The organism is Methylobacterium sp. 22177, assembly GCF_052045615.1.
GTDB lineage: Bacteria > Pseudomonadota > Alphaproteobacteria > Rhizobiales > Beijerinckiaceae > Methylobacterium > Methylobacterium radiotolerans.
In genome coordinates this window covers 78,556-96,046 of record NZ_JBQEPK010000018.1, presented here as the reverse complement: position 1 = coordinate 96,046, position 17,491 = coordinate 78,556, and the positions used below count along the sequence as shown (strand labels likewise).

General features: G+C 72.2%; 17 protein-coding genes. 7 read left to right on the top strand and 10 right to left on the bottom strand.

The window, feature by feature from the left end:
- Positions 1 to 38: 38 nt before the first annotated feature.
- Together ACTJK8_RS17445 and ACTJK8_RS17440 are read right to left on the bottom strand one after the other, a co-directional pair.
- On the bottom strand, positions 39 to 485 hold the full coding sequence (locus ACTJK8_RS17445; RefSeq protein WP_012329620.1) for a type II toxin-antitoxin system VapC family toxin: 447 nt from the start codon (positions 483 to 485) through the stop codon (positions 39 to 41).
- A 4-nt stretch (positions 486 to 489) separates the two neighbouring features.
- Positions 490 to 729: a type II toxin-antitoxin system Phd/YefM family antitoxin gene (locus ACTJK8_RS17440; protein ID WP_012329619.1), complete on the bottom strand. Its 240-nt coding sequence runs from the start codon at positions 727 to 729 to the stop codon at positions 490 to 492.
- A gap of 286 nt (positions 730 to 1,015) precedes the next feature.
- Here ACTJK8_RS17440 and ACTJK8_RS17435 point away from each other — a divergent pair, with 286 nt between their 5' ends.
- Positions 1,016 to 1,624: a PAS domain-containing protein gene (locus ACTJK8_RS17435; RefSeq protein ID WP_127993239.1), complete on the top strand. Its 609-nt coding sequence runs from the start codon at positions 1,016 to 1,018 to the stop codon at positions 1,622 to 1,624.
- An 88-nt stretch (positions 1,625 to 1,712) separates the two neighbouring features.
- Positions 1,713 to 3,035 carry a TAXI family TRAP transporter solute-binding subunit gene (locus tag ACTJK8_RS17430; RefSeq protein WP_127993146.1) on the top strand — a complete coding sequence of 441 codons (1,323 nt, stop codon included), beginning with the start codon at positions 1,713 to 1,715 and terminating at the stop codon, positions 3,033 to 3,035.
- A 75-nt stretch (positions 3,036 to 3,110) separates the two neighbouring features.
- Here the strand turns inward: ACTJK8_RS17430 and ACTJK8_RS17425 are convergent, their stop codons facing one another.
- Positions 3,111 to 3,386, bottom strand: coding sequence for a GNAT family N-acetyltransferase (locus ACTJK8_RS17425; protein ID WP_024827340.1), 276 nt, complete (start codon positions 3,384 to 3,386; stop codon positions 3,111 to 3,113).
- A 156-nt stretch (positions 3,387 to 3,542) separates the two neighbouring features.
- Complete coding sequence (locus ACTJK8_RS17420) at positions 3,543 to 3,728, bottom strand: hypothetical protein (RefSeq protein WP_440762288.1); 186 nt, start codon at positions 3,726 to 3,728, stop codon at positions 3,543 to 3,545.
- A gap of 246 nt (positions 3,729 to 3,974) precedes the next feature.
- Here ACTJK8_RS17420 and ACTJK8_RS17415 point away from each other — a divergent pair, with 246 nt between their 5' ends.
- Positions 3,975 to 5,663: a methyl-accepting chemotaxis protein gene (locus tag ACTJK8_RS17415; RefSeq protein WP_012329614.1), complete on the top strand. Its 1,689-nt coding sequence runs from the start codon at positions 3,975 to 3,977 to the stop codon at positions 5,661 to 5,663.
- A gap of 204 nt (positions 5,664 to 5,867) precedes the next feature.
- Positions 5,868 to 6,116 carry a DUF6894 family protein gene (locus tag ACTJK8_RS17410; protein ID WP_012329613.1) on the top strand — a complete coding sequence of 83 codons (249 nt, stop codon included), beginning with the start codon at positions 5,868 to 5,870 and terminating at the stop codon, positions 6,114 to 6,116.
- A 90-nt stretch (positions 6,117 to 6,206) separates the two neighbouring features.
- Here ACTJK8_RS17410 and ACTJK8_RS17405 read toward each other — a convergent pair whose 3' ends face one another.
- The 6 genes from ACTJK8_RS17405 to ACTJK8_RS17380 form a co-directional block, all read right to left on the bottom strand.
- Positions 6,207 to 7,271, bottom strand: a complete 1,065-nt coding sequence (locus ACTJK8_RS17405; RefSeq protein ID WP_012329612.1) for a HoxN/HupN/NixA family nickel/cobalt transporter — start codon at positions 7,269 to 7,271, stop codon at positions 6,207 to 6,209.
- Positions 7,272 to 7,470: 199 nt separating this feature from the next.
- A complete protein-coding gene (locus tag ACTJK8_RS17400) occupies positions 7,471 to 9,588 on the bottom strand; it encodes a TonB-dependent siderophore receptor (RefSeq protein ID WP_440762294.1) in 2,118 nt (705 codons plus the stop codon).
- 548 nt (positions 9,589 to 10,136) lie between these two features.
- Positions 10,137 to 10,679 carry a c-type cytochrome gene (locus tag ACTJK8_RS17395; protein WP_012329610.1) on the bottom strand — a complete coding sequence of 181 codons (543 nt, stop codon included), beginning with the start codon at positions 10,677 to 10,679 and terminating at the stop codon, positions 10,137 to 10,139.
- Entirely contained in the window at positions 10,666 to 11,910 is a 1,245-nt protein-coding gene (gene soxC, locus ACTJK8_RS17390) for a sulfite dehydrogenase (RefSeq protein ID WP_012329609.1), read from the bottom strand. Before soxC ends, ACTJK8_RS17395 begins: the two co-directional genes overlap by 14 nt.
- A gap of 2 nt (positions 11,911 to 11,912) precedes the next feature.
- Positions 11,913 to 12,326, bottom strand: coding sequence for a hypothetical protein (locus ACTJK8_RS17385; RefSeq protein WP_058608086.1), 414 nt, complete (start codon positions 12,324 to 12,326; stop codon positions 11,913 to 11,915).
- 7 nt (positions 12,327 to 12,333) lie between these two features.
- Entirely contained in the window at positions 12,334 to 13,557 is a 1,224-nt protein-coding gene (locus ACTJK8_RS17380) for a monooxygenase (protein WP_440762287.1), read from the bottom strand.
- A gap of 495 nt (positions 13,558 to 14,052) precedes the next feature.
- On the opposite strand from ACTJK8_RS17380, the gene ACTJK8_RS17375 reads away from it, so the two are divergent.
- Genes ACTJK8_RS17375 through ACTJK8_RS17365 form a run of 3 tightly spaced genes read left to right on the top strand, consistent with a single transcriptional unit; the run spans position 14,053 to position 17,450 of the window.
- Positions 14,053 to 15,042 (top strand): aliphatic sulfonate ABC transporter substrate-binding protein, encoded by a 990-nt coding sequence (locus tag ACTJK8_RS17375; protein WP_440762286.1) that lies wholly within the window; start codon positions 14,053 to 14,055, stop codon positions 15,040 to 15,042.
- Positions 15,043 to 15,046: 4 nt separating this feature from the next.
- The gene (locus tag ACTJK8_RS17370) at positions 15,047 to 16,099 is read left to right on the top strand and encodes an LLM class flavin-dependent oxidoreductase (protein WP_058608085.1); all 1,053 of its coding nucleotides are present in this window, start codon (positions 15,047 to 15,049) and stop codon (positions 16,097 to 16,099) included.
- 13 nt (positions 16,100 to 16,112) lie between these two features.
- Positions 16,113 to 17,450 (top strand): LLM class flavin-dependent oxidoreductase, encoded by a 1,338-nt coding sequence (locus ACTJK8_RS17365; protein WP_440762285.1) that lies wholly within the window; start codon positions 16,113 to 16,115, stop codon positions 17,448 to 17,450.
- The last annotated feature ends 41 nt before the right edge of the window (positions 17,451 to 17,491 follow it).

The following is a 17,491-nucleotide window of genomic DNA, read 5'->3' as shown; positions in this document are numbered from 1 at the left end:
TCGATCGGCGCCGCCCCGCGGTGACGCGCGCGGGGCAGTCACGGCCCATCGGCCGGCAGCGCCACGAAGGGATCGCACGCGGGAACGCCCAGCGGCGCGAAGTGCCGCACATTCCGAGTGAGGATCGTCCAGCCGTTGCAGCGCGCCGTGGCGGCGATCGCGAGATCCGCGAAGCCGGGCGCGTGCCCCTGACCGCGCGCCAGATCGGACAATCCGCCGATGTGCCGTGCGACGGCGAGGTCGATCGGGAGAACCTTGGCGGCGTACAGGTGCAGCAGGGTCTCCAGCCACGCCGCGAGGCGCTCGGCCTTGCGCGCGGCACCCTCCCTGCGGCTCTTCGCGATGCCGTCCTCGATCTCGGCGATCGTGACGACGGAGAGGTGAAGCCCGGCGCTGTTCCGGTCCATCCAGTCGATCAGGTCGACGGCCGGGACGGCCTTGGTCGGCGCGCCGGCCGAGAGGACATTGGTGTCGACGAGGTACACGGCGTCACAGCTCGGCGCTTCTGAGCCCGCCGGACGGGGAGGGGAGGTCGTCCGCCGCGACGGGCGCGGCCATGAGCAGGCGGCCGAACGACGGGACGCGGGACAGCCGCTGCCACTCCTCGAAGCTGAGCAGCACCGCCTCGGGCCGGCCGTGGCGCGTGATGATCGAGGGCGCGCCCTGCTTGGCCTGATCGATGACGGCCGACAGCGTCGCCTTGGCGTCGCGAAGCTGGATCTCCTGCATGGCAACCTCCGTGACCACTGTGGTCATAATGGGGGCTTGGGGCAGGATCGGCAAGGGCGTCGCGCGCGCCGCCGGCGCGGAGGGTGCCACCCCGGCGACCCGCCGGGTCTCTGGGTGCCGGGTCTCTGGGCGCCGGGACGGGGCGATACCCGACACACCTCCCGACGGTGCGGCGGGCTCACAGTGTCTGGCACGCCACAGTTGATTGATAGACGCTATATGCCCCTTGCGGTTGCAGAGTTTTCGGACCAACCTATGTTACGGATCACAGAAGACGGGTGCTCGGGTGGCAGCTTTTAAGCCCCTGGACGGGCAAACAACCTCGGAAACCTTCCAGTCCGCACGCGATGCGCTCGACGTGGTCGGCCGCTGGGAATGGGACGCGGGCCCCGATCGGGTGCGCGCCGACGCCTCCGTCGCCCTGGTGCACAACGTCGATCCGATCGAGGCCGAGGAGGGTGTCCCGCTCGGCCGCTACTTCGACAGTATCCACGCGGACGACCGCGCGCGGATCGAGGATCTGATAAGGCGCAGCGCGCGCGAGGGGACACCGTACCTCGCCGAGCATCGGGTGACCTCGGCGGACGGTGAGACGCGCTGGGTGCTGGTGCGCGGCCGCTTCATCGGCGATCATGCCGGACGGCCTCGGAGCGGCAGCGGCATCCTCCTGGACATCACGCGGATGCGGATGTTCGAGGACCTGGCCGACGCGGCGGCGCCGCTGCTGGAGACGTCGCCCCTCGAAGTGGCGGCAGATCACGCCATCGCGGCGATGTACGCGATCAGCGCGCTGCGGGACCCGGAGTTGAAGGTGCAGGCCGAAGCGCTGCTGAGGACGCTGGGCCGCAAGCTCGCCCTCCAGGAGGTTCGGGACCGGCACCGCCACATGAACTGATCGCGATGCGCCGTCGCCCGAGTCATCGCGGGGCGGGACGTCGCCGGATGCTGTCGGTGGGCGGGAGACCGGGCCGCGCGATCGCGCTATGCTGGCGGATCTGCAGATCAGCGCGGCACGGATGATCCGGCGTTCCAGAACGACTGTCATCGTCCTCGGGGTCATGGCCGGGGCCGCCATCGTCGCCCTGCTCGTCCATCTCCTCCTCGGCCTGCTCTCCCTGGAGATCGCGGTCGCCAAGACCAGCACCGAGGACCGGGAGGCCGCACAGGCCCTGACGCAGCTCTTCGAGACGCAGCATCCGCGGCTGCGCATCCGGACGATCTTCGAGCCGGATCGCCTCGGGGCGTCGGCGGCCCTGGACAGGGGCGAGACCCAGCTCGCCCTGGTGCGCAGCGACGCCGCACCGAAGGACGGGCAGACCCTGGTCATCCTGCGCCGCGACGCGGTGGTCTTCCTCGCGCCCGGGGGCAGCGCCGTCGACAGCGTGGCCAAGCTGCGGGGCAGCACCGTCGGGCTCCTCGACGGGCGGAAGCTCGACGCGCGCCTGCTCGACCTGATCCTGACGCATTTCGGCATCCCGCCGAGCAGCGTGCATCGCAGGATCCTGACGATCGACCAGCTGACAGAGGCCGCCCGCGGCCGCCAGATCGGTTCGGCGTTCGTGGTCGCCCCGGTCGGCAGCGCGCTGTGGCTGCCGCTGTTCACGGCGCTGCGCAAAGGCTCCGGGGCGGTGAAGCTGTTCGAGGTCGACGAGGCGGCGGCGATCGCCAAGGAGCACCCCGTGCTCGACACGATCGACGTGCCCAAGGGCGCCTTCCTCGGCTCGCTGCCGGAGCCGGGCGACGACATCACCACGCTGTCCGTCAGCCACCGGCTCGTGGCCCGCGGCGCCATGCCGGACTGGCTCGCGGGCGAGATCACGCGCGAGGTTCTCACCGGCAAGCCGCGGCTCGTCGCGCTCGACGACGATCTGGCCGGCATCGAGGCCCCCGACACCGACGACAAGGTCCAGGCGCTGCCGATCCATCCGGGTGCCACGGCGTACCTGACCGGGAACCAGCCCAGCCTGAGCGATCAGGCGCAGAACGCGGCCTACTGGGTCGGGCTCATGATCAGCGCGGCGGCCTCGCTCGGCGCGGCGGGCATCGGCCTGTATCGGCGCTTCCGGCCGCGGCAGCCGCCCACCCGGGTCATGCGCCTCCTGGAGATCTGGCTGTCCGTCTCGAGTGCCGACCCGGTCGAGCTCGATCAGCTGGAACGGGAGGCCGACGCGCTCGCGGCGGAGACGATCCGGATCGAGGCCCACCGGCGGACGGAGAGCATCGAGATCCGCCTCGTCGCCCTGCTCGTCACCCATGTCCGCGAGGCCGTCCAGCGCCGGCGGCATGCGGCGCGACGGACGTCGTAGTCCAGGCGATCCGGGCGCCCGGCCCATCGGCGGCCGATCCCGGTCCGGGCCCGGCGAGCGCGCCCGATCGCGGTCTCACGCGAGCAGGTCGCGATGCGCCCGGTGACCGCGCAGCCATGCCCGGGCGTAGCCGCACAGGGGTACGATCCGATCCCCCGCGGCGCGCGCGTGCGCCGCGACCCCTTCCATGAGCCGCGCGGCCGCCCCGGTGCCGCGCAGGACCGGCGGCGCGTAGACGTAGCCGATGACGAGCCGGCCGGGTTCGCGCCGGTAGGTCGCGAAGGCGACGTCGTCGCCGACCTGCAGCTCGAACCGGCTTTGCTCGATATTGTCGCGCAGCGTCTCGGTCATCCTCGTCCCCTGGCCTCGCGCGCCTCCGATCGGGAAGCACCGCGTCAACCCGGTGCTCCGGAGGATCCCCGAGCCGTCACGGACGACGTCCCGGAGGCCCGCGCTTCCGCGAGGCTATATGGGGCGCCGGTCCGCGTCGCGGACGCGGATCAGGACTCACGCGTCGGCATCGCCGCCGCCGACGTGGAGATGGCGCGCGAGCGTCGCAGCCTCGCCGGCCGGACCGGACGCGGTCGCGATGACGACCCTCGGTGGGACCGACGAGGGCATCGCGCCGTCGGCACGCAGCAGGAGCGCAGGGGCGCGCTTCGCCGCCAGCACGCGGACGGCGCGGCGGGGCACGGTCGGCCTCGGGAACGGAGGATATACCAGCGGCTGCCACGGGAACTTCCGTGACGGCCGCGCGTTCGGCGCCGGGTCCAGATCTGGTCCAGCCACGTGGCACACGCCAAAGCTGTGGCCAGGATCATCAAAAGTTGAAATTGGTGACGTCAAGACAAATCATCGATAGATTAAGACTCTTTTAGATCGAGCTGGGTATTAAAGGCCAGAAACCTTGTCGTGTGACTGCGGATACTGGCTACAGACATGCTCAGCCTGACTATCGGACGTAAGCTCATCCTTTCCTCTGCTGTCACGGCCGCGTTCGCTGTCGGCGTCATCTACAACCAGTGGAACAGCGATCGCCGGATCGCCGAGGCGACCGATGCGGTCGTCCGCGAGCAGGCAATCCTGTCCGGGATCTCCCAGGCACAGGTCGCCCTGAATCGCATCCAGCTGAGCTTCAAGGCCGTCGATCTCGCGCGGACTGGTCCCGAGGCCGACGCGGCCGTCTCCGCCGCCGCGCGGGAGGCCGATCAGGCGATGCGGGGGCTGGAGCGTCCCATCGCCATCGCGCTCAAGCCGCAGATCCTGCGCGACAGCGGGAAGGCTCTCCAGGACTTGGCCACCGCGATCGGCAGCTATGCCGGAGCCGGGCGGGGCGACCTGCGCGGCGGCGCGGCCGATTCCGAGGCGGCCAGTGCGGCGCGACGGTCCATCACGGACCAGATCGCCCGGGCGGAGGGGATGATCAACCAGGCGGTCGCCAACGCGCGCGGCTTCACCGACAGCGCCATGCAGACCACCGCCGAGCAAGTCAGCGCCGCGACGCGTTTCGGTCTGGTCGCGGGCGCCGCGATGCTGCTGAGCCTGCTCGGGGCGGCGATGCTGCTGATGCTCAACATCCAGCGCCCGATCACCCGCCTCGTCGCCGTTCTGGAGCGCATGGCTGCCGGCGAGATCGACGCCGAGATCGCCGAGCGCCGGCGCGGCGACGAGATCGGCGCACTCGGCCGCGCCGTCGACACCATCAAGAGCATGGTCGCCCGCAAGGCGGCCGAGGAGGCCGAGCGTCGCCAGATCGCCGACGCGGCCGCCGCGGCGGAGCGCCGGCGCACGATGGTCGAGATGGCCGACAGCTTCGAGCGGGCGGTCGGGGGGATCGTCGGCCTGGTGTCCTCGTCCTCCACCGAGCTGCAGGCCACGGCCGAGCAGATGACCGCCAACGCCAGCCAGACGGCCGCGCGATCGAGCACGGTGGCGGCGGCGGCCGAAGAGGCGGCGGCGAATGTCGGGACGGTCGCGGTGGCTGCCGAGGAGCTGGGCACGTCCGTGCAGGAGATCGGGCGGCAGGTGGCCGGCTCGGCCGGGCTCGCTCAGGCGGCTGTCGCGGAGGCTGACCAGACCACGCGCCTCGTGCAGGAGCTCAGCCAGGCGGCCGAGCAGATCGGCGCGATGGTCGGCTTGATCTCGAACATCGCGGGCCAGACGAACCTTCTGGCGCTCAACGCGACGATCGAGGCGGCGCGCGCGGGCGAGGCCGGGCGCGGCTTCGCGGTCGTGGCGGCCGAGGTCAAGGCGTTGGCCAACCAGACGGCGCGCGCCACCCAGGAGATCGGCCAGCGCATCGGCCAGGTACAGGGCGTGACCGATCAGGCCGTCGCGGCGATCGGCGGGATCACGGGACGGATCCGCGAGATCAACGATGTGGCGGCCGGCATCGCCGCGGCTGTCGAGCAGCAGAGCGCCGCCACGCAGGAGATCGTGCGCAACGTGGCGCAGGCCTCGAACGGCACGTCCGAGGTGACCGGCAACATCGCGGGCGTGGCCCGGGCGTCCGAGGAGACGGGCGCGGCAGCCGCCCATGTCCTGACGTCGGCGTCCGAGCTGTCACAGCAATCCGAGCGACTGTCGGAGGAGGTGCGCCGCTTCCTGACCACCGTGCGGGCCGCCTGAGGCGGCGACGGCCGAGGCCCGCGCGATACCCTCCCGGGTCGCCGCCGGGCCTCTCGCTGGAAGCGCGCGACCGGGAGTTCCGCGCCGGATCCGCGCGGGCCGCCGGGACGGGCGGGCGGCGCGGACCGGGCGCCGCGCGCCGAGAACCGACACTTCTGACCCCGGTTAGCTTTCGTGAGGAGGGAGCCAGTCACGGAGGCGTGGGTGCCACGCTATTTCTTCGATATCCACGACGGCCAGTTGCAACGGGACGAGGACGGGACCGAGTGCGCCGACTTCGACGCCGCTCGCAGAGAGGCGATGATCTCCCTCCCGGACGTCGCGCGATGGGAGATCCCGAGCGACGGGGACAGGCAATCCTACACGGTGATTGTCCGGGATGCGGCGGGCGCTCCGATCTACACGGCGACGCTGACTTTCACCGGCCTGAGGCTGAGCGAGGCGGCCGAGTAGGTTCAGCCCGCGTCGCGCATCCGGCGCGCCTCGACGTCGGCCCGGCTCACCGGGCCTGGACGATCCGCGCGCGGGCACGGCCGGCGCCGGTCAGGGCATATCGGCCGGTTCGACCGCGATCCGGTCGAACCGGCCGAGGCGGTAGATGAGGAACGACAGGAGCCACGCCGCCGCGAAGAGCCCGACGATGCCGAAGCCGAGCACGCCGAAATGATCGTTGATCGCGGCGATCCGCTGCCAGAGCCAGCCCTGCAGGTTGAGCTTGTCCGCCAGGAGGTTCAGCGCCTCCAGCGTGCCGATCACCAGCGCGACCGCCACCGACACCAGGGTGATGGTGAGGTTGTAGAACAGCTTCCGCATGGGCTGGACATAGGCCCAGCTGTAGGCCCCGAGCATCAGCACGCCGTCGGTCGCGTCGACCAGCGTCATCCCGGCGGTGAACAGCGCCGGGAAGACCAGGATCGTCCACAGATCGGTGCCCTGGCTCGCCTGGGCGGCCGACAGCCCGAAGAGGCTCACCTCCGTGGCGGTGTCGAAGCCGAGGGCGAAGAGCAGGCCCAGCGGGTACATGTGCCAGGAGCGCGTCACGAGGCGGAACAGGGGCCGCAGGATCCGGGCGAGAACGCCCTGGTTGGCGAGCAGCATGTCGAAGTCGGCCTCGACGTAGCGGCCGGTGCGCCGCACTTGCCGGAACGCGCGCCAGACGCCCGCGAGGACGACGAGGTTGACGAGGCCGATGAGGATCAGGAAGGCGGCCGAGACGCCGGTGCCGATCAGGCCGCCGAGCTCCCGGTAGCCCTCCGAGGCCGTGATCAGGCTGGTCGCGGCCAGCGCCACCGCGGCCGCGGCCACCACCACCACGGTGGAGTGGCCGAGCGCGAACCAGAAGCCCACCGAGACCGGCCGCTGGCCCGCCTGCATCAGCTTGCGGGTGACGTTGTCTATGGCGGCGATGTGGTCGGGATCGACCGCGTGGCGCAGCCCGAAGACGTAGGCCAGCAGCGCGGTCGAGAGCAGGGCCGGCTGGCCGGCGAACAGGCTGTAGGCCCATATCCAGGCCGCGATGTTGGCCGCGATCAGGACGAGGTAGAGCAGACCGATACGGCGTCGCACGACGCGCGGCGCCGTGCCATCGGACGGGACGATCGCTTCCATCAAACCCTTACCCACCCGACCATCGTCCCCTCGCCGCCGCCGCCCGGCCCCGCGCCGCCGCGCGCGATCCGACATAGCGCAGAACCGGCGAAGCCGCGGAGTACCGCGAGCGCGGCAGTCTCACGGCGGCCGCGACGCGTCGAGTCGCCCGGGCGCATCCGGGCGCTCCCTCGCCCCGGGGCGGCCCCGGAGCTCGCCATCAGAACCGCACCGTCACGGAGCCCGTGAACCGCCGGGGCGAGCCCGGATAGACCCGGAACACGTTGAGCGAACTCTCGTAGTACGCGGTGTCGAAGATGTTCTCGACGTTGAGCGCGATCCGGGCATTGTCGAAGCGGTAATAGGCCAGCGCATCGACCGCGACGTAGGCCGGCAGCGTGAAGCCCGAGCCGGCCGCGTCGCCCGCGCGCGCGCCCACGCCCCGGACGCCGCCGCCGACACCGAAGCCGCGCCACGCACCCTCCGGCTCGTAGACCGCGAGCAGGCTGCCCGAATGGCGCGGCACGTTGATGAGCGGGGCCCCGACCGGCAGCACGTTGTCCTTGGTCACCCGGGCATCGGCGTAGACGTAGCCGGCCAGGAGCTTCAGTTCCGGCGTGATCTGCCCCTGGGCCGTCAGCTCGAATCCCTGGCTGCGGACGGCCCCGGCGGCGAGGGAGAAGCCGGTATTCGCGGGGTCGGGCGTCAGCACGTTCTCCCGCTCCACCCGGAAGGCCGCGGCGGTGAGGAGCAGGGTGCCGCCGAACAGCTCGGATTTGGCGCCGACCTCGTAGCCGAGGCCGGTCTCGGGCGGCAGGGCCGTGCCGCGGGTGACGGCGGCGGCGTCCGGACCGGTATTCGGCCGGAAGCTCGTGCCGACGTTGGTGTAGAGGGCGAGTTCCGGGATCGGCCGGTAGACGAGGCCGGCCCGCGGGGACGCGGCGACCCGCGACTGGTCGACCTGGCTGCGAACGGCGCGCTCGCGGAAGCTCTGCTCGAAGATGTCGAGGCGCACACCGACGAGCGCCCGCCATTCGGGGCTCAGGACGATCTCGTCCTGCGCGTAGAGGCCGGTGTTGGTGATCCGCTCCAGGTTGTTGCGCGGGACGGTGATCGGCGGCAGCGCCTGGCCGTAGACCGGGGCGTAGATGTCCAGGGCGAACGGGCTCGTGCGGAAGTTCGAGCGCAGGTACTGCGTGCGGCTGTCGGTGCTCTCCCGGTCCATCCCGAGAAGAAGCGTGTGGCCGATGCCGGCGGTATCGAAGCGCCCGACGAGGTCGGCTTGGCCGACGGCCACGTCCCAGCGGTAGTCGCGCACGTTGCGGTCGCGCGAGACCGTGCGGTTGTCGGCGGCGATGGCGCGGATCTCCGCCGACTCGCCCGCGAGATCGCCCGTGTTGAAGTAGGTCGCCAGGCGAAGCTGCCAGTTCTCGTCGAACCGATGGTCGACGCGGACCTGCAGGCTGTTGTTGTTCTGATAGGTGCTCTGCCCGGGCTCGCCGAGGAAGCGGGAGACGGGCAGGAATCCGAGTTGCCGGTTCAGCGCGATGACGCCCCGGTCGAAGACGATCCGGTTCCGCACGAACTCGGTCTCGACCGTGATCCGCGTGTCCGGGGTGACCTGCCAGCTCACCACCGGCGCGACGAGGAGCCGGTCGCTGTCCACGAAATCGCGGAAGCTGCCCGCGCCCTGCGCGGCGAGATTGAAGCGGTAGAGGACCGTGCCGTCCGCGCTCAGCGCGCCGCCGGCATCGATCGTGCCCCGGGTCAGGCCGAACGAGTCGACCTGGTTGCCGAACTCGACGAACCGTTCGGCGGTCGGCTGCTTGGTGATCAGGTTGACGAGGCCGCCGGGATCGCTGCGCCCGAACAGGGCCGCGCCCGGGCCCTTGAGCACCTCGATGCGCTCGATGTTCTGGGCATCCGGCGGCGGCGGCGTCCCGCGATTGAGGGGAAAGCCGTTCTTGTAGATCTCGGAGGTCGTGACGCCGCGGATGGCGTAGCTGAAGATCGACAGCCCACCGAAATTGTTCTGCCGGGCGACGCCGGGCAGGTAGTCGAAGACCCGGTCCACGCGGGTGGCGGCGATGTCGGTGATCGCCTCGCGCGGCGCCACCGACACGGCCACGGGCACGTCGATCTGCGGCGTCGCCGTGCGCGTCGCGCTGACGGCCGCGCCCGCGCCGTAGCCCGGTGTCGGGCCGATCAGGCCGATGGTCCCGCGCCCGGACGCCGTCGTGCGACCGGCACCCTCGCCGACATGCTCGACCGACAACTCCTCCAGGGTCACGCTCTCCTGCGCGCGGACCTCGCCGACCGGCGCGCCGGCGGACAGCAGGGCCGCGAGTGCCAGACGCGGGCTGCCGCGTCGCGCCCGTGCAGGGCCGGCGTATCCCCGGCGCGGCCTGGGACTTTCGCGGAAGGACGGTCGTCCAGAACTCGCCACCACACACTCGCTGCTGCCGGCGCGCGGCCACGCGGCGGCGAGCGGCGTCCCGCCCGGAGGGGCGGCACCGCGCGCTCCGCTGGGGCACCGCGCCCGAGGAACGTCATCGCGCCGAAGGTCGCCTTCCGCGACGCGGGTCATCGCCGCCGCCGGACCGTCCCGGCGCGCGGCACCGGCGGCCGCGCAGGGCGGGAACGCCCCGTCCACAGGTGCGGGGCAGATCCGGATGCGGCGCGAAGAGCGCGCCGGCGTCCCGTTCCGGCTCCGAGCCGTGCCCGGAAAACCTTGGCCGGAGGATACTTGCCGCGGCGACCGGCCGGGTCAACGCCCCGACAACCGAATGTAATAATGTTGCGAAGACAGTGGCCGAACGGCCACAGCGCCGTGGCGGCACGGCGGCGGGCGGGACCGGGGCGGCCTCATCGGGTACGCCGCTCCCGTCAGGGTCTCACGTCGGGCCTGGGATCGGGAACGAACCCGTCGCGGTTCGGCATGCGGACGGCGGCCAGGGTGGCGGCGTCGAGCACGGCGCTCTCCGGGACGAGCCCGTTCAGGTACAGCACGTAGCCCGAGACCGCGTAGACCTCGTCGGCGCTGAGCGATTGCGGTGCGTTCATCGGCATCGCCCGCCGGATGTAGTCGAACAGGGTCGGCGCGTAGGGCCAGAAGCTGCCGACGGTCTTGAGCGGCTTCGCCGAGGCGAGCGTACCCCGCCCGCCGACGAGCCGCTCGCCGGTCCCGCCCTCGCCCCGCCCGCCGTGGCAGGACGCGCACTGCGCGTCGAAGACCGCGCGCCCCTGGGCGACGCTGCCGTGTCCCGGCGGCAGCTTCCGCCCGTCGCGGTCGATGTCGATGTTCCAGGCGGCGATCTCCGCCTCCGAGGCCGGGCGCCCGATCCCGAGGCGCTCGCTCGCCGGCGCCGACCCCGCGCAGGCGAGCACCAGGGCCATGCCGACGGCGGCGCTCGCTTCACGCGTAGCCATTGGTCACCTCGCCGTCCGGCCCGATGCGCCAGGGCACGACCGCGTTGTTGTGGTAGAAGGATTTGAGGCCGCGCACCGCCGTCAGCGCGTCGAAGCTCGGCTGGACGTACCCGGTCTCGTCGATCGCCCGGCTCGCGATGGTGGTCGGCGTGCCGTCCCAGTGCCAGGGCAGGCGGAAGCGCGTCAGCGCCCGGTTGAGCACCGGCTCCTGCAGCACCGCGTCCCGCCAGCTCGCGCCCCCGTCGGTCGAGATCTGCACGCCGCGGATCCGCCCGCGCCCGCTCCAGGCGAGGCCGGTGATCTCGCGGAAGCCGGGGGCGATCCGCTGGGTGCCCGAGGGCCGCGTGATGATCGACTTGGCCTCCATGACGAAGGTGAATTGCCGGGCCGTGCCGTCGGGCATCAGGTCGGTGTACTTCGACGTCTCCTCGCGCGAATAGGCCGGCTCCGCCGTGACGTTGAGCCGGCGCAGCCACTTCACGCTCATGTTGCCCTCGTAGCCGGGCAGGAGCACCCGGAGCGGGTAGCCCTGCTGCGGGCGCAGCCGCTCCCCGTTCTGGCTGTAGACCAGCAGGGCGTCGTCGAGGCACTTGGCGATCGGGATGCTGCGGGTCAGCGCGGCCGCGTCCGCGCCCTCGGCCACGATCCACCGCGCGTCCGGCTTGAGCCCGGCCTCCGCCAGCACGGTCGCGAGGCGCACGCCCGTCCATTCGGCGCAGCTGACGAGACCGACGAGATCCGACGCTGTCCGCCCCTTGATGGCCTCGAAGCCCGGGTTGCCCGAGCATTCGAGGAAGTAGATGTGCGATTCCGACGGGAAGCGGCGGATGTCCTCCATGGTGAGGATCAGCGGTGTCTCGACGAGCCCGTGGATCATCAGCCGGTGCCGGGCGGGATCGATGTCCGGGATGCCGCCGTGGTGGCGCTCGTAGAACAGGCCGTTGGGCGTCAGGATGCCGTCGAGATCCTGCAGCGGCGTGCGGCTCGACGCCGAGATATACTGCTTCAGACCCTGCGGGACGTTGCGGATGACGCCGTCCTCGAAGCGCGAGGGCCGGCCGTAGGTCTGGCTGCCGACATCGGCGCCCGGGATCTTCATCCATTCGGGAACGGCCGGGGGCGCCGCCTCCTCCGCCCGGGCCGGCCCGCCGGCGAGCGCGGCCGCGGCCGCCGCCGCGCCCTGAGCGAGGAAGCGCCGGCGCGCCGGCGGGGGTTCATCGTCACGGCTCATCGTCACGGCTCATCGTCTGGCACGCTGCCTCGCCCCACCGGCCGGGGCAGGCCGAGATTCTCACGCAACGTCGGTCCCTCATAGTCCTCTCGGAACAGGCTCCGGCGCTGCAGTTCGGGGACGACGCGCGCGGCGAAACCGTCGCGGTCCCCCGGCAGGGACGGCGGCTCGACCGGGCCGACGTAGCGGATCGCCGTCCGGCTCAGGGCGTCGAGGTCGTCGCCCCGGATGCTGACCCCGTCGGCGAGGAAAACCGGGTCGAACTTCGCGGCCTCCGCGGTCCGGGCGATCTGCCGGTCATGGGCGGCGTTGCTCCCGGCATCCGCCTGCGCGGACGGGTGCCGCCACGCGGCGACGTGGTGCCCGCCTGGGTCCAGGCAGGCGCCCAGGCGCAGGCGGTCGCGGCGGCGCGGCACGGTCGCCTCACGCCGATCCGACGCGGTACTGCCGCGGCGGCGGCGCGCCCGTGACCGCGAAGGCCCCGACGATCCGGTCCCGGTAGATCCGCGGGTTGTGGGACGCGATGGTGCGGGCGTTGCGCCAGTAGCGGTCGAGTCCGAGGCCCGCCTTCACCGCCGAGGCGCCCAGCGCGTCGAACAGACTCGTCGTGGCCTGGAGCACGAGATCGGTCACCACGCTCACCGCCTGGTTGACCTCGACATCGGCGAGCGTCGCCGCCCGGTCCGCCGCCGCGCCGTCGCCGGCCCGATGCGCGTCGTAGGCCCGCTGGAGGGATTCGGCGGCCTTCAGCACCACGGCGCCGGCCGCGTAGGCGTTCCCCCGGACGCGCCCCACCACCGCCTGGATCTGCGGGTCGTCCGCCGCGCGCCCGGCATTGCCGTGGCTGTAGACCCGGGAACGCTCGGCCACGAGCCGCGCCACGTCCTCGGCCGCGGCCCGGCCGATCCCGGCGAGCGTGGCGAGATGCACCAGCTGGAAGAACGCCATGGCGTAGGGGAAGCGCGCCGGATCCGGCTTGATCAGCGCCGGGTCGAGCGCGACGTCCGCGAAGGTCGCGGTGCCGCTGGCGGTGAGCGCCTGCCCGAACCCGTCCCAGTCGTCCACGATGGTCACGCCCGGCGCGCGCACCGGCACCGCGGCGGTCACGGCGCCGCCCGCCTCGTCCTCGGCCGAGAGGTGGATGTAATCCGCGAACAGCGAGCCCGTGGTGTAGAATTTCCGGCCGTCGATGACGGCGGTCCCGTCGCGGCGCCGGACCACCGTGTCGAAGGCGCCGACCTTGGCGGGCCCCGTCTCCGAAACGCCGCTGCCGATCGTCTCGCCGGCGCCGATCCGGGCGATCCAGGCGGTGCGCCACGCGGCCGACGCGGAGCACAGCGCGTCCTCGGTGAAGCCGAAATGGGCGCGCAGGGCGTTGGTGACGTTGGAATCCGCCTGGGACAGCTCGATCAGCAGCGCGAACAGCTCCGGAAGGCTGGCGCCGTGTCCGCCCTCCTCGAGGGCGAGACGCAGGGTGGTGAAGTTCGCCTCCCGCAGCCAGCCGATCTCGGCATGGGGCAGGCGACGCGTGCGGTCCCGCTCGACCGCGGTGGCGCGGATCTCGGCGAAGACCGGGCGAAACCGATCCGCCAGCGCCTCGTAGCGCGCGCTCGGACCCGCACCCCACCCCGCTTCCGCCTGCGACATGGCTTCCTGTTCCCGATTCCGACCCGCGCCCCCGGGCGCACGGCCATGGAATCGGTGAGATGATCTCCGCACTCAAGCCGAATCCGGATGCCGACCAGGCATTTGGAACCAACATCTCGGCAGACCCTCTTCAGAAATAGGTTTGATTTACAAGTCGATCCTCCGAGGAAATACTTTTCTTCGCCCGGGGGGCGCGTCACGGAGATCCTCTGCGGCGCCGGATCCGGCCCAGCCATCGGGCCGGCCGAGGCCGCCCGCAACATGAGACGGGCCCTCCGCTGCCTTCGGAAGACGGCCTTGCTGCGCGCACCGCCATCGGGAGGACGCGCTTTTCCACTCCGCGAGTAAATAGAAATCCTATTCCATTGATCCGGTCATCGGCGCCGGTCTTCAATAGTACGCAGCCAGATGTGGCGCGGACCGTCGCGGACTATCCGGACCGCCGCGCCTATCCGGCCTTGCCTTCGACCACACCGTCCGATCCGCGAGATCTCGATGACCGACGACACGTTGAGCCGGATCGCCCCGTCCCGCCGATCGGTACTGCGCACTGGCCTCGGCGCCGCCGCCACCCTGGCGCTCGGCACGCCCGCGGTGCTGGCCGGTCCCCGCGAGGTGAAGATCAGCATGCAGCGCTCCTCGGTGCTGTTCACCGTGCTGAAGGTGAAGGGGACGCTCGCCGAGCGCCTCGCGCCGCTGGGCTTCACCCCGAGCTGGCACCTGTTCACCAGCGTGATCGAGCCCATGTCGGCCGGCGCCGTGGACATCCACGCCGACGTCGCCGACGCGGTGCCGATCTTCACGCAGTCGGCCAGGGCGCCGCTGACCTTCTACGCCCGCGAGCGCGGCGCGCCGGCCGCCGAGGCGATCATCGTCCCGGCGGGCTCGCCGATCCGCACGGTCGCGGATCTCAAGGGCCGCACGGTCGGCGTCTCCCGGGGCTCGGGCAGCCACTACGTGCTCGCCGCCGCCCTGAAGCGCGCCGGCCTGAGTTTTTCCGACATCAAGCCGGCCTACCTCCAGGCACCGGAGGGCGCGGCCGCCTTCGAGCAGGGCAGCCTCGACGCGTGGTCGATCTGGGACCCGTTCCTCGCCTTCGCGCAGGCCAAGCGCCCGGTGCGGGTCGTCGCCGACGCCACCGGTCTGACGAGCTATCACCGCTACTACCTCGTCAACGACAGCTTCGTCGCCGCGCAGCCGGAGGTCGTCGCCACGGTTTACCGGGCGCTGGTCGAGGCCGGCGCCTGGATGCGGGCGAACCCGCAGGAGGCGGTGGCGCTCCTCGCGCCGATCTGGGGCGACCTGCCGCCCGCGGTGGTGGCCGCCGCCAACAGCCGCCGCACCTACGCGGTCGAGCCGGTGGACCGCGCCCAGCTCGGCGAGCAGCAGGCCATCGCCGACGTGTTCTACGAGGCCAAGCTCATCCCGCGCCGGATCGACGCCACCGACGTGCCGATCTGGCAGGCGCCCGTGGGTCGGGGCTGAGGCCGTGGCCGGACCGACCGACGCACCCCGCTTCGGCATCTGGGCGGCCGTTCACGGCTCCCGGGCCTCCCACCACGACCCCGACGAGCCGGACGACGCCAGCTGGGAGCGCAACCGCGCCCTGGCCCTGGAGGCGGAGGCCCTGGGCTACGATTCCGTGCTGGTCGCCCAGCACACGATGAACCCCTACGACGGGGACCGCGACCAGCTCGAGGCCTGGACGGGGGCGGCGGCCCTCGCGGCGCTCACCCGGCGCATCGAGATCATCGCGGCGATCAAGCCCGGGCTCTACCACCCGGTCGTGCTCGCCAAGATGGCACTCCAGATCGAGCACATCAGCGGCGGCCGCTTCGCGCTGAACCTCGTGAATGCCTGGAACCGGGCCGAGTTCGAGCGGGCCGGCCTGCCGTTCCCCGCGCACGACGACCGCTACGCCTACGGCCGCGAGTGGATCGGCCTCGTGGACCGGCTGATGCGCGGCGAGCGGGTCACGTTCGCGGGGGCGCATTTCCGCGTGGAGGATTACCAGCTCCGCCCCGCCGGCACGTTCCGGAAGCGGCCGACCATCTATCTCGGCGGCGAGTCGGAGCCCGCCCGGGCGCTGGCGGCCGACCACGCGGATGTCTGGTTCATCAACGGCCAGCCGCTGGAGGACGTCGCCGCCCTGATCGCCGACGTCGCCCGCCGGCCCGCCGCCAACGGCCCGCTGCGCTACGGCCTCTCGGCCTTCGTGATCGCGCGGGACACCGACGCGGCGGCGGAGGCCGAGCACGCGCGGCTCCTCGCCCTGGCGCAGCGCGACGCCGACCTGCGCGCCGACACCCGCGCCCGGACCGACACGGCCAGCGTGATGTTCGCCAAGACCGACGCGGCCGCCGCCCGCCACGTCGGCACCAACGGCGGCACGGCCGCCGGGCTGGTGGGCAGCTACGCCACCGTGGCGGAGCGGATCCGGGCGTTCCACGCGGCCGGCATCGACCTGTTCATGCTGCAGTTCCAGCCGTTCGAGGCGGAGATGCGCCGCTTCGCCGAGCAGGTTCTGCCGCGCGTCCGTTGATCCGGAGAGTTCGATGAGCGGACGCACGCTGCATCTCAACGTCAACCTACTGCACTCGGGCGTCTACCCGTCCGCGTGGCGGCTGCCGGACAGCCGGCCGGACGCCTTCGTCGACATCGACCACTTCGTGCGCGTCGCCCGCGTCGCGGAGCGGGGCAAGCTCGACGCGATCTTCCTGGCCGACACGCCGGCGATCAACGACCGGATAGACTACCGGCCGTTCAACGCCCTCGAACCCACCGTGGTGCTGGCGAGCGTCGCGGCGGCGACCAGCCATGTCGGCCTCGTCGCCACCGCCTCGACGACCTACAACGAGCCGTACAATCTCGCCCGCCGCTTCGCGAGCCTGGACATGGTCAGCCGCGGCCGCGCCGGCTGGAACGTGGTGACCACCGCCGATGCCGCCGCGGGCCGCAATTTCGGCTTCGCGGGCGCGTCCGAGCACGGGGCGCGCTACGCCCGGGCGCGGGAGTTCACCGAGCTGGTCCACGCCCTGTGGGACAGCTGGGAGGACGACGCGTTCGTCGGCGACAAGGCGGGCGGGCGGTTCGTCGACACCGGGAAGGTCCACGCAATCCGCCACCGCGGCGCCCACTACGCGGTCGAGGGACCGCTCACGGTGCCGCGCAGCCCGCAGGGGCGCCCGGTGACCTTCCAGGCGGGCGGCTCGGAGGACGGGCGCGAGCTCGCCGCCGCCACCGCCGACGCGGTGTTCTCCCTGGCCCAGACCGTCGCGGACGGGGCGGCCTATGCGCGGGACCTGCGCGCCCGCGCGGCGCGCTACGGCCGCGCCCCGGACGCGCTGGTCATCCTGCCCGGCCTCGCCACGGTGATCGGCTCCACGGAGGCCGAGGCGCGGCGACGCCAGGACGCGCTCTGGAACCTCGTGCCGGTCGAGTACAGCCTCGCGCGGCTCGCCGGGACGCTGCGGATCGATCCCGCGCGGCTCGACCTCGACCGGCCGCTGCCGGACCCGCTGCCGCTCCCGCCCGACGCCAACCACACGATGTTCTTGGGCACCATGGCGCTCGCCCGGCGGGACGGGCTGACCGTGCGCCAGCTGCTGCGGGCGCTGGGCGGCGGCGTCGGCCACCGCATCGTCGCTGGGACGCCGGAGGCGATCGCCGACGACATCGAGGCGTGGTTCCGGGCGGGCGCCGCCGACGGCTTCAACCTGATGCCGGACGTCCTGCCCGACGGGCTGGAGACCTTCGTGGACGCGGTCGTTCCGATCCTCCAGCGCCGCGGCCTGTTCCGGCGCGACTACGCGGGCGCGACCCTGCGCGACCATCTCGGGCTCGCGCGGCCGCCGAGCCGCTACGCTGCCGGAGACGCCTCGCTCTCCGCCTGACCCGGGGCGCCGCCGACCGGACCCGGGCCGTCTTGACGCGC

Bases quoted from the DNA above. Each gene is read 5' to 3' on its own strand.
- ACTJK8_RS17405 (WP_012329612.1), bottom strand. From the start codon at position 7,271: ATGGAAGCGATCGTCCCGTCCGATGGCACGGCGCCGCGCGTCGTGCGA.
- ACTJK8_RS17430 (WP_127993146.1), top strand. From the start codon at position 1,713: ATGCTGGCGGATCTGCAGATCAGCGCGGCACGGATGATCCGGCGTTCC.
- soxC (WP_012329609.1), bottom strand. From the start codon at position 11,910: ATGAGCCGTGACGATGAACCCCCGCCGGCGCGCCGGCGCTTCCTCGCT.
- ACTJK8_RS17440 (WP_012329619.1), bottom strand. From the start codon at position 729: ATGCAGGAGATCCAGCTTCGCGACGCCAAGGCGACGCTGTCGGCCGTC.
- ACTJK8_RS17425 (WP_024827340.1), bottom strand. From the start codon at position 3,386: ATGACCGAGACGCTGCGCGACAATATCGAGCAAAGCCGGTTCGAGCTG.
- ACTJK8_RS17415 (WP_012329614.1), top strand. From the start codon at position 3,975: ATGCTCAGCCTGACTATCGGACGTAAGCTCATCCTTTCCTCTGCTGTC.
- ACTJK8_RS17365 (WP_440762285.1), top strand. From the start codon at position 16,113: ATGAGCGGACGCACGCTGCATCTCAACGTCAACCTACTGCACTCGGGC.
- ACTJK8_RS17375 (WP_440762286.1), top strand. From the start codon at position 14,053: ATGACCGACGACACGTTGAGCCGGATCGCCCCGTCCCGCCGATCGGTA.
- ACTJK8_RS17395 (WP_012329610.1), bottom strand. From the start codon at position 10,679: ATGGCTACGCGTGAAGCGAGCGCCGCCGTCGGCATGGCCCTGGTGCTC.
- ACTJK8_RS17380 (WP_440762287.1), bottom strand. From the start codon at position 13,557: ATGTCGCAGGCGGAAGCGGGGTGGGGTGCGGGTCCGAGCGCGCGCTAC.